Source organism: Ferroplasma sp. (assembly GCF_031200575.1).
In the GTDB taxonomy this organism is placed as follows: Archaea; Thermoplasmatota; Thermoplasmata; order Thermoplasmatales; family Thermoplasmataceae; genus Ferroplasma.
The window spans coordinates 1,074,409-1,088,311 of sequence record NZ_CP133597.1 but is presented as its reverse complement, the minus strand read 5'-3'; the positions used below and the strand labels follow the sequence as shown (position 1 = coordinate 1,088,311).

General features: G+C 32.1%; 12 protein-coding genes. 6 read left to right on the top strand and 6 right to left on the bottom strand.

Features of this window, described 5'->3' with window-relative positions; genetic code table 11:
- Positions 1-15 precede the first annotated feature (15 nt).
- Genes RE471_RS06025 through RE471_RS06015 form a run of 3 tightly spaced genes read right to left on the bottom strand, consistent with a single transcriptional unit; the run spans position 16 to position 3,809 of the window.
- Positions 16-2,748, bottom strand: coding sequence for an AAA domain-containing protein (locus RE471_RS06025; RefSeq protein WP_309213909.1), 2,733 nt, complete (start codon positions 2,746-2,748; stop codon positions 16-18).
- Positions 2,749-3,246 (bottom strand): hypothetical protein, encoded by a 498-nt coding sequence (locus RE471_RS06020; RefSeq protein ID WP_309213908.1) that lies wholly within the window; start codon positions 3,244-3,246, stop codon positions 2,749-2,751.
- Positions 3,243-3,809 (bottom strand): hypothetical protein, encoded by a 567-nt coding sequence (locus RE471_RS06015; protein WP_309213907.1) that lies wholly within the window; start codon positions 3,807-3,809, stop codon positions 3,243-3,245. Before RE471_RS06015 ends, RE471_RS06020 begins: the two co-directional genes overlap by 4 nt.
- Before the next feature lie 95 nt (positions 3,810-3,904).
- Here RE471_RS06015 and RE471_RS06010 point away from each other — a divergent pair, with 95 nt between their 5' ends.
- The 4 genes from RE471_RS06010 to RE471_RS05995 all read left to right on the top strand — a co-directional run bounded on the left by RE471_RS06010 (position 3,905) and on the right by RE471_RS05995 (position 10,355).
- Complete coding sequence (locus RE471_RS06010; RefSeq protein WP_309213906.1) at positions 3,905-4,660, top strand: DUF6293 family protein; 756 nt, start codon at positions 3,905-3,907, stop codon at positions 4,658-4,660.
- A 248-nt stretch (positions 4,661-4,908) separates the two neighbouring features.
- Positions 4,909-5,895: a Gfo/Idh/MocA family oxidoreductase gene (locus RE471_RS06005; RefSeq protein ID WP_309213905.1), complete on the top strand. Its 987-nt coding sequence runs from the start codon at positions 4,909-4,911 to the stop codon at positions 5,893-5,895.
- On the top strand, positions 5,888-8,356 hold the full coding sequence (locus RE471_RS06000) for a tetratricopeptide repeat protein (RefSeq protein WP_309213904.1): 2,469 nt from the start codon (positions 5,888-5,890) through the stop codon (positions 8,354-8,356). Before RE471_RS06005 ends, RE471_RS06000 begins: the two co-directional genes overlap by 8 nt.
- Positions 8,357-8,909: 553 nt before the next feature.
- Positions 8,910-10,355, top strand: a complete 1,446-nt coding sequence (locus tag RE471_RS05995; protein WP_309213903.1) for an ATP-binding protein — start codon at positions 8,910-8,912, stop codon at positions 10,353-10,355.
- 553 nt (positions 10,356-10,908) lie between these two features.
- On the opposite strand, the gene RE471_RS05990 is transcribed toward RE471_RS05995, so the two are convergent.
- Together RE471_RS05990 and RE471_RS05985 are read right to left on the bottom strand one after the other, a co-directional pair.
- A complete protein-coding gene (locus tag RE471_RS05990) occupies positions 10,909-11,142 on the bottom strand; it encodes a hypothetical protein (RefSeq protein WP_309213902.1) in 234 nt (77 codons plus the stop codon).
- 15 nt (positions 11,143-11,157) lie between these two features.
- Positions 11,158-11,268: a hypothetical protein gene (locus RE471_RS05985; RefSeq protein ID WP_309213901.1), complete on the bottom strand. Its 111-nt coding sequence runs from the start codon at positions 11,266-11,268 to the stop codon at positions 11,158-11,160.
- Positions 11,269-11,555: 287 nt separating this feature from the next.
- On the opposite strand from RE471_RS05985, the gene RE471_RS05980 reads away from it, so the two are divergent.
- Together RE471_RS05980 and RE471_RS05975 are read left to right on the top strand one after the other, a co-directional pair.
- Positions 11,556-12,956, top strand: coding sequence for a hypothetical protein (locus tag RE471_RS05980; RefSeq protein WP_309213900.1), 1,401 nt, complete (start codon positions 11,556-11,558; stop codon positions 12,954-12,956).
- Positions 12,934-13,329, top strand: coding sequence for an ASCH domain-containing protein (locus RE471_RS05975; protein ID WP_309213899.1), 396 nt, complete (start codon positions 12,934-12,936; stop codon positions 13,327-13,329). Before RE471_RS05980 ends, RE471_RS05975 begins: the two co-directional genes overlap by 23 nt.
- On the opposite strand, the gene RE471_RS05970 is transcribed toward RE471_RS05975, so the two are convergent.
- Complete coding sequence (locus tag RE471_RS05970; RefSeq protein WP_309213898.1) at positions 13,326-13,610, bottom strand: hypothetical protein; 285 nt, start codon at positions 13,608-13,610, stop codon at positions 13,326-13,328. The two genes, RE471_RS05975 and RE471_RS05970, sit on opposite strands and share 4 nt — an antisense overlap.
- Positions 13,611-13,903: the final 293 nt, after the last annotated feature.

Genomic DNA, 13,903 nt, shown 5'->3' with positions numbered 1-13,903 from the left:
GTCCACCTCTATTTTTTAAAAATCATAGTTAGCTTTAATCTCTTTTGCAAGTTTATTCACGAGTGTGCCCTCGTTTCTGAAATTTTCGAATGTTTTATAGTTACCCACTATTACCAGTTGGTATCTTGCCCGTGTTATGGCTACGTTAATCCGGTTCATGTTGTCAAGAAAACCCAATCCTCCAGTTCTTACCATAGATAGATATACTATATCCGCTTCCCTCCCCTGCATAGCATCAACGTTTCCCACAAAGATTTTTACAGATTTTTTATCATTATAATAAACAGACCCTTTTCCAGTAAAATACTCCCTTATCCTTTTCTTCAGCTCTCTAGTCTGATTTCTATAGAAGGACATTATTGCAACACTCCATACATTTTTTTCTGAGGAACCCTTGGAAGCAAATTCAACAAATTCCTTTAGTTCCGTTATTATTCTATCTGCCTCTTGGACATTAATATTCTGTCTCTTAGATTTCATCTTATCCATGCTTTTTCCCGCAACATGCAGCCACACTACTCTTTGCTTATATTTTTTAAAATTCCAGCTTCTATCTATTTTATTTGTGTCTTTCAAAGCCATTATGGTTCCATCTTCCGATGTATAAACCAGTTTTCTGGGATAGTAGGATATTTCCGGATGCATCCTATACTGATAGCTTAACAGAGTCCATACAGATTTTTTATATTCTGCTGGAAGCCCGGACTCGAGGACTGAACCTTTATAATATGAATTGATACTTGAATTTCCTGATATCAGGATATCCAGTATTGATGGAAAAATTGCACTCTTTAGATTATCCAGTGTATACCATACAACATCCACAATTTTCTTATTTTTATTACCAATCAGATCTTCAGAGAATTTTGGAATTAAATCTCTTATTTGCTCCTTGTACAGTAAAGCCTTGTTAGGTGACTTTCTCATCTCATAATATCTTATTAATCTCCATGCAATTTCCTTAGATAGTTTTCCATCTTCGTATACATCCTTGAGCGCCACATTATGTGGATTTTTTAGATGATGCGGATTATGTAAATTTTCTAAGTTGATAAATTTGAAGTGGAATCTATTTATTAGTTTTATTTCGTCTCCTAATGACATGTTTCCACATATGGTAATACCGTAAGGCAAAGCATCAATGTATTTCTGTATAAATCTGGAATTTGCTATTATAATATCAGAACCATTTACCATAATTTTTTCTAATTCCTCATTATTAACGACTTCAGGTATAATGTGGGTTATTATTTTTCTATCAGATTTTTTTATCTGCTCCAATATGAAGTTTACCAATTTCCAGTCGGCATCATTAAGTATCAGCAGGGCTTTTTTCTGAGGCTTGTTTCCCGGAAGTTTAACTGTAGTGTAAGCCCAGAATGCGAGCAAAGAAACCTTTTCTATATCATGATAAGTGACAGTGCTATTTTTATATTCATCCTGCAACAACGAATCAATCTCACTCACAATGAAATCCTGGTCAGTGTAAGGTGAAAGTTGTTTTGGGTCTCCTGAAATAATCCACTTTTTAGCAAAGAGTGCGGGAACCAGGAATTCTGTAAAGTTCGTTTTGCTGGCTTCATCTATAATCATTACATCGAAGAGAGGTTTAAAGGTACCATTTTTTATGCAATTTTTGATCTCTGGAAATTGAAGAACGCCATAAGTAGTGCCACTGACCAGATTTATACTATCATTGATTAGCTGGGTTATAAAAGCGTCATTTTTATCTGTTTGTATTTCATTTATCCATTCTTTTTGTATATTGTTTTTATCCGGTAATTTTAATAGTTCTTTAAGAAGCCTGGCTTTGAAGCTTTTAATATATTTATAATATGTTAAATCCATAATTTCTGGTGGTAATTCCAGGTCTGCGTGTGCCATTCTAATCGGCACTGCTATGTTCGTGTACTTAATTATCTTTTCAAGCACATTATCAACTGCGACGTGAGTCGATCCTACGAGTAGCACTCTTTTCTTTGCCAGAAGCAGTTGCAATATTAGTTCTGAAAGAACTGTAGTCTTTCCTGAGCCGGGCGGACCTTCAAGAATCGCGAAGTCATTCGTGGATAGGGCCTGCCTGACCATTTTACGCTGGTCATCTATGCCAGGAAATGTTGTATCAGTTAGAACTTTCCATTCATTTACATCTACCAATTCAGGTTCAGACCAGAATTCATCGCTTTTTTGCCCTGCAAGCCTGAGTAATGGAAGTAAATAATTCTCAGGTGCATCCATTAATTTTTTAATTGCAGCTAATTCCCTTTTCAAGGACAAATCGCTTAAATCAGGAATAACTATAGAATTGCTAGGCAATTTATTTACTATTAGGGTTATATATTCTTCATTTTCATCATTGTATACATCGATAATTTCTATATACTCTCTCTTTTTTTGCTCGTGATCATCAGATATCAGTTTCGTAATGGCCTGTTCGGAGATTTGCTGTAATATTTCCTCCTTATCCAGATAATTACTATCACTTTCATTGTGTTTTGGCTTGTTTAGTTGTATTGCAAACAACTCCTTTGCTTCCCCATCGGGAATATTTGTTCGACTCCACTGAAATTTTAGGGCGTCTGCCTTACTTTTAAGGATCTTAGAATAAATTGTCAGTATGCTCAGGTATTTTTTCAGCTGGCTATAAGGAGTTTCATTAAATGCTTGATCATCTGTGTTCCACTTTTCCTGCTCTAAATTTGAATAATATAATATATCTTTATAATCATTAAATTGACCACGTTCCATTTATCTCCCTCCACCAATTGTACTATTTTTAATCATTCTGTTTAATTCTTCACTATCGAATAGGATTACATCATCTGTAGTATCCTTACTCCCCTGAGCTTTTACCATATAATGCATGGGTTCTTTTACCATTACTGCACTTAAGGCCATTTCAACAGCCATAGTATTTGTCCCGCCAGTAATACCAAAGTAGATTCTAATTCCTGGGAAACTTAATTTTAAGCTTTTATAACGTGAGTAAATAATAGAAATACCTGAAAATAAACTATATTCTGTAAAAGATGGAATTACAGATATATGATATGAACCTTTATATGAATTCGTCGAACTGATGAACTCTGTAACTTGATCTAACATTTCTGCTGATGTGAACAGATCCAAATGTATCGGTTCAAATATTTCTATTACCCTACTAATATGGCCTTTAGACTGCCCCACCAATAATAGATGTACAGAGCCTTTTAAATATCTTACCTCGTCGTCAGTGTTGAAATTCATTGTTTTTTACTCACCACCATTAAATCCCTATACTCTTTTTTATCATCCATTCCTATATATCCTGTTGTTTTCTTGTCCCTATTATTTAGATATGGAATATTCCTTTCCAATAAATATATACTATTATCATTAAGTATAGAGACCGTAAGATTTCTAATGTTTTCATATTGTATTGAGAACCGGTTGACAGGAAAATTATCATTTGTTACTATAGTAACTGAAACTCCGAGATTATACAGGGAAAATGCCCGATGCAATATAAGGTCATCGGCTATTATGCCTGACGGGCATATAAAGATTTTTTGTTTTTTTTCATATTGAGTTAGGGATTGAATGTCATCAACCTTATATTTTATACTGGCATCGGCGATAATTTCAACATGGTCATATGATTCCTGGAGCTTTTTATAAACTTTCATCAGATTATTCAATATGGCCTTATCTTTGCTTTTTCTGGATAGTGCAATATTCATGCCATCTATTATTGCGTAATTCCCATTTATCATATCTTCATTCGGTATAGCTATGTGTATCATTTCAGATTTACCACTTTCTTTATCCATAATATATACATCCATGACAATTATAATAATGTAATTGGAAATTATTTCGATAAATGGAAACAATTTTATATTTAACAAGGATGTACAATTTGAAAATGAACAATACCAATAAAAATAAACAATTCCATATATTTTCCGCTGGAAGAAATATAGTCGAAACATATAAGGTTGCAGTAAAGAATTATAGCATTGACCAGATTATAGTATTTGTTGAGAAGCAAAACTATAAAGAAATAAATAATCAAAATAAAAGTTTTGAGGAGATAAATAAGGCTTTAAAAAATTTGGAGGATACGGCAAAAGAGATTGGGATAGAGTTTAAAATAATCAAGGTAACTGAAAATGATTTAAACGATGTTATGAAACAGGTCTTCAGATTGCGTGAAGAAAATCCAGAGGCTAATTTTTATTTCAATTTAACCAGTGGCAGAAAAGTCCTCGCATTAAACCTCTTTACAACGGCTATATGGATAGATGGTTTCTCTTATTATATTGACATAAATAAGAATACGATTGAATTTACTATTCCCCGTATTGCGCCTACAGAACTTCAAAATAATAGATATTTGTTAAAAATACTTGAAATAGTTAATAATTCTATATCTGAGCAGGAAAAATGCGTAAAACTTACAGAGGTATACAAGGAATTAGCTGATTATTATAAATCCCATAATAATTTTAATGATAATGGCAGGCATAAGCTTCAACACGGTACATTTTCAAAATGGATACGAAAACTCATAGACAATGGTCTTCTTACTGAGGAATATATAAAAGATAATCATAAGTCCAAGTGTTTGACCATAACCAAGGATGGTGAATTTGCATTAATCTTCTTCAAAAATAAATAAGAATTTTTTGATCTATTTAATGATAAAATAATAATGCGATACAAATACCCTGAGCTTAGATAATAACTTTATTACTAATAACCAGATAATATTCACATAAAATATTACATGAGTAAATTAAAATGGTGGCTAAATCAAGAAATCTTCATTGATTCCCCCAGATATCCTGCCGACATGCAAACATTTATTAAGACTTAACATTTATATTTTTAAAGGAATACACCAGTTTCTTGACATTGATGATAATTATGGTAGCCAGAGTAAATAAAAAAATAAATATGGCCATCGTGGGGTATGGTTACATTGGAAAGTACTGGGAAAAGGCAATATTAAAAGACAATAGAATGAATATCGCCGGAATATATGATACCAGCATAAATGCCTCTGACTCTGCCGGCCATAAATTCTATAAAACTTTTGAACACCTCCTTAATGATCCCGAAATAAATACATGCATCATTTGTACACCGACAGATAACCATTACACAACCGCAATGGAAATTTTATCATATGGAAAGAACATAGTAGTTGAAAAGCCAACCGTCCTGAATATGGAAGAATACAATAAACTACTGGAAAAAGCACGTGAAAATCACGCATTGGTTTTTAATGCATTCCACTTTGTATATTCACCTGAAATAGCCTGGTTCAGAACATCGATCCCAGATCTTCATAAAGAATATGGAAAGATAGGTAGCTTTTATTCCTATTTCTCTGATCCATATTTCATCGATGGAGAATTAAAGAATAAGGCATTGAGCCTTCTGGGCAGCTGGGTCGATAGCGGATCGAATATTCTGAGCATGCTATATTCTATATTTGACAGTATAAGGTTGGATTCATTAACCTTCGGTGACAGTTATGCGGGAACCTTTTCTGATTTATTTTCAACCGCATCAATGAAGTTCAATGATTCAAATAAAGATGCAGGCTTCGGGCATACTGTTACAAACTGGGTCTCAAATTCATCCTTTAAATATACCGATTTCACATTTCCTGAAACGGATTCAAGAATCAGGCTGAACCACTCCGGACTTACAGTGACAATCAGTAACGATACAGGTAGCAAGCTTTTATTTTCTGCAGAAGAGGAAAATCACCTCTTAGCACATTATATCGGCCTTGAGGCTGCCGTGTATGAAGCCCTGTACTCGGGCAAAGGCAATGAGGAATATGGAAAAATGGTCTATAATACAATGTACAGTCCATTGAATGGTGATGATGCTAATGCCTGAAAGCAAGTTTTCAAGAAAAACCCAGCAGGCGATTAAAAAATTTACAGACAGGATAGAGCCATTCAGGGTATTCAATATGTGGCTTGATGAAATTACCAGTGGTAAAATAAAACGAAAGGCACTGGTGTATTACGGTGTAGGTGGAATCGGAAAATCAAGGCTTTTATCGGAGCTGATGGCCACTGTGGATGAAAGAAACAGAGAATCAGACGGTCATACAGTAACTATTCTTTTTGCCGGGATGGACGTACATGAATACAATTCACCATCGGCTGTTCTCCTGGGCCTCAGAAAGCAGATAAGGTTTCCATGCATCCTTTTCGACTATGGGCTGGTTAAATACTTATCCTCAATAGGGAAATCTGCCGACCAGATCAAGGAATTCATACCCAAAAATAGCGTTCTCTGGGATGTAACCGGTGATATCCTTGAGGCCATACATATTCCTGTAGGGCTTATAGACAAAATTGCCATCAGGGTCAGGGAGAAATATTCAGTACAGTTTAAAGAGTACCACGATGAAATTGACGCTATAGATGCATGCCAGAGAAATCCTGAGGCCATATCTGAGAGGCTCCCACATCTTCTGGGAATAGATATTTCCATAGCATCCCGTAGCAAAGATTCTGTATTTGCCATATTTCTTGATTCGTATGAATCCATATACAGACGCCAGGATTTTGAATTATTGAACAGTGAACCGGATGAATTTATACAGGAGCTCTTACTCTCCTCTGAGAGAACACTTTTTATTATAGGGAGCAGGGAATACCTGAAATGGGAGCAGAAAGATCCTTCGTGGCATGAAATACTGGACCAGCATATACTGGATTATCTCAGTGATCAGGATTCTGACTATTTCCTCAAATCAGTTCCTATTCCAGATGAATCTATCAGAAAATCTATAATATCCAGCAGCAAAGGGCTTCCTCTGTATCTTGACCTCTGTGTAGAAATTTATTTGCGAAATAAGGATAACAATATTTCAGGTTATGATTTTATAATTCCTACAAATGAAATTATACCAAGATTTCTGTCACACCTTTCAGATGATGAAAGAACACTATTCACTGCTTTATCATACATCCATTTCTTTAATTTCAACATCTTCGAAATTCTGGTAAAGGAGCTCAATATACCGGTTGCACTTTCAAACTTTGAGGAAATAACAGACCATTCGTTTGTTCTTAAGGTTGAGGACATAGAAGGCATATACAAAGTACATGATAATTTTTATGAATATGTTATAAACAACCCCACAATAAGTGAGAAAACCAGGATCATCGATAAAATTTTTTCAGGTGTGATAAACTACCTCAACGAAAATAAACATAACATTCCATACGATTCACTTGTAGTTTTTTACCCCAATGTTATGAATCTCCTCTCATATATACCTGAAGCATCCATAAGCACTGGTGAAAAATTTATCGAACTCTCGATTTTCCTCATAGACGCCGGATACTGGAATATAGTAGGAAATATCTCGGGCCAGATCATTAAAAAGCGCCCGGAAGATGATCGGATTCAATTCCTGTATGCTGCATATCTCAGAGGAATCGGAATGCTAGAAAATAGCATTAAAATACTGGAGAATATAAATTCAGAAAATGCATTATTTGGCAATTATAAAGATTACATATCATATTACAGGGCTGATACACTGCGTGTAATGGGCAGATTTTCAGATGCACTGACTACATTCAAGGGAATTTCTGAAAAATATAAGGATAATATGAGTAGGGAACTTTACCTTAAATCCCAGAATCAGATAGGGGACCTTACGTTCCTGTCCGGCAAATTTTCAGACGCCATGAATATAATGGAATCTGCATATGGAAAACAGAACACAAATTGCGTACTATTTGCAGAAATGATCAGAATAGAGGGACATATTTACCGGTTTAATTTTATGTTTGAGAATGCCCTTGAAAAATATTTCAATGCTATGGAGCTGGCAAGGAAATTCAATATTTTACGTTTACAGGGTGAGTTATATAACAATCTTGCCGAATCGTATTGCTGGTTCGATCCGGAGAAGGCGCTTGAGTACGGTAAAAAATCAGTAGAAATCAACAAGAATCTGAATGCTCCAGTGGAATACGGTAAAACATATGCCGCACTGTCTATAGCGAGCTCCATGAGGGGTGATTTTTCTTCCAGCTTAAAATATTCTGATCTGGCCATGGACACACAGGAACAGGTCAAGTATCCTGGTGGCATGGTTTATGCGCAGGGGAGTTACTGTTTCATGTATATCAAAACTGGTAATATGAATAAATTTATGAAACATTACAGAGAAATGAAAAGAATAGTCGGAAATCTGGGAGCTATAAAATATACAATGCTTCCATATTATGTATATCTGAATGCTCCAGAACTCAGGGATATGGAAAAGAATATGCAGTGGCTTGATTATGAAAACACTTTGAAAACTGTAGACGCAATACTCAAGCGGTAAATGGAATTTGGACTTAAAGTAATGATATCATACCACATATAACATTTATCATGATTATGCATTTCAAGGAATCCCTTAACATTTCATTTTCTATGTTTTGTTATATTATGCCAGATCATATAAAGCAATGAATACATTTTGAAGGAGGCTGTTCCATGGTTGTGTACAATATTAAGTGTTAATATAACCACTATGTAATCCAGTACTCTGATGATTAGATAGAGTTCAATGAAATTCCTCAAAATGTAGAATCACTGTTAAGGAAGATAAACCTAGACATATTACCTAAGAATTACCGATTAAAGATTATAACAATTATTTTAGTATGTTTCATAATTTTAATACCCTTCTCATCACTAATGAGCAATAATGTTCAATACAAGTGAGAAGATTAAGATCCTGTACCATATTTTGAATCCATGGATTAATATTTTGGATAATTATTCATGATTTATGCTTTTATTATTTATATACAGATTATTTATATTGGTATAAAGTTGTAATTTATATAAACTTAAATTTAAATATTAGTTGAGTATAAAGTATTATACTTATGTCTCAACAAAAATTTATTGATAGAATTGAGGAAATGGATATATTAAAAAATCATCATTCTAATGATAATCCTGAATTAATTATTATATATGGAAGAAGAAGGGTTGGGAAAACGGAGCTTATAAATCATTTTATGTCAGGCCATGGTTTGTACTTTCTTGCAACCAATGAGGGAGATACTGAGAATATAAGAAATTTCCAGAGGTTATTATCAGAATTTTTCAACGATAAAAGCATTGAATATGCACATTACAATGACTGGTATTCACTTTTTGCATCGATTGTAAATAACAAAAATTTCATAGAAAAAACAAAAAAATCAAAAATTATTATTGCAATAGATGAATTCCCATATTTAATAGAGGCCAACAGATCAATACCATCAATTTTTCAGAAAATTTATGACTCATTTCTTAAAAATAATAATGTTTTTTTAATTCTTTCCGGGTCATCTGTGAGCGTAATGGAAAATGATGTTTTATCTTACAAATCCCCATTATATGGAAGAAGGACAGGCCAGATTAGAATCAAGCCATTAAAATTTAAATATATCAATAATTTTCTTAACTATAACATTGAGGATCTATGCAATAGTTATTTTGTTCTTGGTGGAATACCAGAATATATATTGAAATTCAATTCTAAATTGCCATTCTGGGATAATTTAACAAATAATTTCCTAAACCGTGGCAGCTATCTTTATGAGGAGGCAGAATTCTTATTAAGAAGTGAATTAAGGGAGGCCAGAAATTACTTTACAATTTTAAAGGCAATAGCCATTGGAAACCACAGGCTCAATGAAATATGCTCATATACAGGAATGGATAAAAGCATGGTATCAAAATATATTGATGTTTTAATGTCCCTTGATTTTATAGGGCCTGAAATGCCATTTGGCTCAAATGAGAATTTTAAACGCAGGCTTTACTGGATTAAGGATAATTATTTATCATTCTGGTTTCGTTATATATTGCCAAATAAAAGTGAGATAGAAAATTCAAGGACAGAAAAAGTGCTTAATTATATAAAAAATGATTTTAATACCTATTCGGGTGAAAGGTTTGAATTTTTAATAAGATCATTAATATATGACGGTTTAACGGGAAAATATTATGATAATGTGTCAAGGTGGTGGGGCAAAAACAAATCAAAGGAAGAAGGTAAAAATATTGAGGAGATAGACATAGTTGCCTATTCCCATGAAAGAAATGAAATATTATTTGGTGAATGTAAATGGACTGATAAAAAAATATCTGTATCATTGATAGATAAATTAAGAGAAAAATCCAGAATTTTGCTCGAAAAATATAATAATTGCAATGTTATTTATGCATTATTCTCTAAATCCGGCTTTATTGGGGATATAAATACTTTAAAGGACAAAGATATCATTTTGATGGATTTAAATGATTTAAAAAGTTTTATTGAGGCAAATGGAAATTAATAAAATCCACAATCACTTTTATATTTTTATAATTTAATCCTTCATGAAATTTTATTTGAAATATTTCCTAAATTTACTTCATTATTCCATTTATCAAGAAACCGCATTGGTGAATAATAATCCAATGTAGAATATGGCCTTATATTGTTGTAATCTTATGATGCATTACCTATTATTATTTTGCCGTCATTTAAATTATTCATTTCATTGAGCCATTAGGCTATCCAAACTTTCATAATTTGTTCAACAATTGCCATATTTATTAATTTTAAAAACATTGATGGGATATGGCAACGAACCACATCCCATTAACTATGCAGAGGTTGGATAAAAATAGTTACGGAGGATAGAATAAGAAAATATCCCGCATCCCTTATTGTAAAAATTATTGTAATATTGAAGATATATGGAGTATCATACAGGCCGTCTAAATATTTCTTCAATAACCATCCTGAATTCATGGAACTGCTGAATATTACAGATATACCCAACTTCAGGACATTATCCTGCAGATCATTAAGGATAGACTGGCATTTCATAAATTCAGCAAAATCTACCTGTGACTGCTTTCTGTTTCATAGCGGTACACTGCCTGAATTCTGCGGTCCTTCCTGAGTGTAAGGCAGTAATCTCCCAGTATTGTCTTTCCACCATCATATCCATCCTGCCTGATTTCCTCCAATATCCTGACATTGGAAAGATTGTACTTTTCAATAAGACCCTTTATCCAATCCCTGTAAGGGTCCAGCTTTGATGCCCTTTTACTGTGTTTTTTAACAGATGGCATATTATTGCTACTGGCTTATTTCCTTACGGTCTTACTGTCTATTCCCAACTGCCTTGCTATTTCAGCCTTGCTAATTCCTCTTTCAACCATATTTTTAATCATTCTCCACACCTCGCTGCCAATCAAATTCCACCACTGATGCTATAATCAGGTGGGGAATTTTAAACCGGATAAAATGGTGAATTCCAAATCGGTGATTACACCTGAAACTATACCCTTGGTAAAATACATATTACAAGAGTTTGAAAATAACAGATGAAGATGCATTAATTTTAAATTTACATCAGAATAATTACATTATCATCATTCTAAATAACATAGTATTTTAAGAATATAAATAATACTTCTTTAATAAACTTTTTATGATGAATACATTTAATATTTTTGAAGAATTTACCATCTAAAGTGATTTAATGAAAATATTAATAGATCAAAAAATTTTAGATTTAAATAATGACAAACTTTTCGAGGTATTAAACAGTAATGACATAATGGTGATTTTTTATAATTTAACAGATGAACATAAAATAAATGGCAAACTAAAAAATTATAAAATAATAAATGTTGATGAAAATGTTAGGAATGATTTTATAGATAAATTAAACCTTAAAAATAAAATTGATAAATACATGCTTTATTCTATTTATAAAAAAGAAAATGATTTTTTAATAACAGAAAATATTAAAATCCTTTCAATATCACAGAATTTAGGTATAGAAAATCAAATACTAACTATATCAGATTCTTATAATATACTTTCAGAAACACCATCACTGTATTCACCTAAAATAAAATTTGATACAGTAGATAATATTAATCTAAATGATAAAATTTTTGATAAATTAAAATCTGAGTATAGTGAATTTAATGAATGGTTTGAAAAGATATCTAAAGAAAAAAGAAAATGTGCTGTTTATTATAATGATGATGATAGTATTGGAGGCATTATAATATATAAAGAAGAGAAGGAAACTATAAAACTTAAAGATTGGGGCTTAAGTGTAAAAAACAGATTAAAAATTTCAACATTTATTGTTACCTCAACAGGTTATAAGTTGGGTGAATTATTTATAAGAATTATTATAGATATATGTTTAAAACTAAAAATATTTGAAACATACCTTACACATTTTCCGGAGGATAATGATTATTTAATAAGTTTAATTGAAAAATACGGTTTTATAGATTATGGTTTAAATGAACGCAATGAACGTGTTTATGTTAAACAGTTAATTCCAGAAAATTATGAAAGTCCAAATGATATTATTAAATTTGATAAAATATATTACCCTAGCTTCTATGATGGGGTGAAAGTTAATAAATTCATTATACCAATTAAACCAGAGTTTTATAATAGATTATTTGTGCAAAAAAATAATATACAAACGCTGATTACTGAATTTTCTGGTGAACCAATAACAGAAAAAAATACAATAGAAAAAGCATATATTTCAAATTCAAGAATAAAAAACATAAATCCTGGAGATGTAATAATGTTTTATCGTTCTGAGGATAAAAAGAGTTTGTTAAATATTGGTATTGTTGAAAAAGCATATAGACTTAATAATAGTGATGATATTATAAAAGTGATAGGAAAGAGAAGCGTTTATAATAAAAAAGATATTAAGAATGGAAATCAGCTAGTTATTATGTTTTTATATAATTTTACATTTAAAAAGGGTTTAGATTTAGATTATTTGATCAAAAATGAAATATTAAAAGGGGCTCCGCAATCTATAATGAAAATAAACAATGAAAAATATAATAAAATAAAAAAGCATGTAGGTATAGATGGATGTTATACTTTCAATTAAGCCAAAATATACTAAAAAAATTATAAAAGGTAAAAAGAAATATGAATTCAGGAGAAAAATTTTTAAAAATAAAAATGTAAGATATGCAATTATATACTCTTCAAGCCCGGACAAAAAAATTATAGGATATTTTATAATAGGAAGTATTATTAGTAAAGAACCGAAAGACCTTTGGGCAGAACTAAAAAAAGAATCTGGAATATCCAAAAAAGAATTTTTTAGTTACTTTAAAGATTCAGAAATTGGCTACGCAATTAAAATTACAGATTTACAATTATTAAGCCAGCCAAGAGCATTTAATGAGATATGCCTCGGTTCTAGACCTCCACAGTCATATATGTATGTAGATAATTTATTAACCTTAACTGGCTAATTCTTAGGTAATATGTCCATGTTTATCTTCTTTAATAGTGATTCCACCTTTTTAGGGATTTCATTGAACTCTATCTTATTATCTGAGTATTTCACTGCATAGACCTTTGACAGTTCAAACAGTAGTTCATTCACAGAGTACTTCCCTATCAAATCATTGATTCTTAATATCTCAAGTATCCTGTAATGTATGTACAGTGCGATGAATGATATGAAGAAATAGCCTCTTATGGCATCATTGTCCCTCAGGTATGTTTTATCATTCTTCATGTCATTCTTCATTGCACAGAAGCACTGCTCTATATTCTCCCTCGGTTGTGTAACATATTTTGTGTAAATATAAACCCCCTGTTAATAACGAAATGATCATTAAATAACAGGGAGAAATAACTCTTTTGAGCAACAAGGAGGTAATAAAATACGGAATCTGACAATATAAACGTATGGGATGTAGAGGATAAAATAGAAAACACAGTCAAAGAGAAACCGGAAGCACTTATGAAAATAGAGCATAACCAGTATCTGGATGAGAATCCTGGAATAAAGAATGGATACTATAGATGCCATGATAAGAT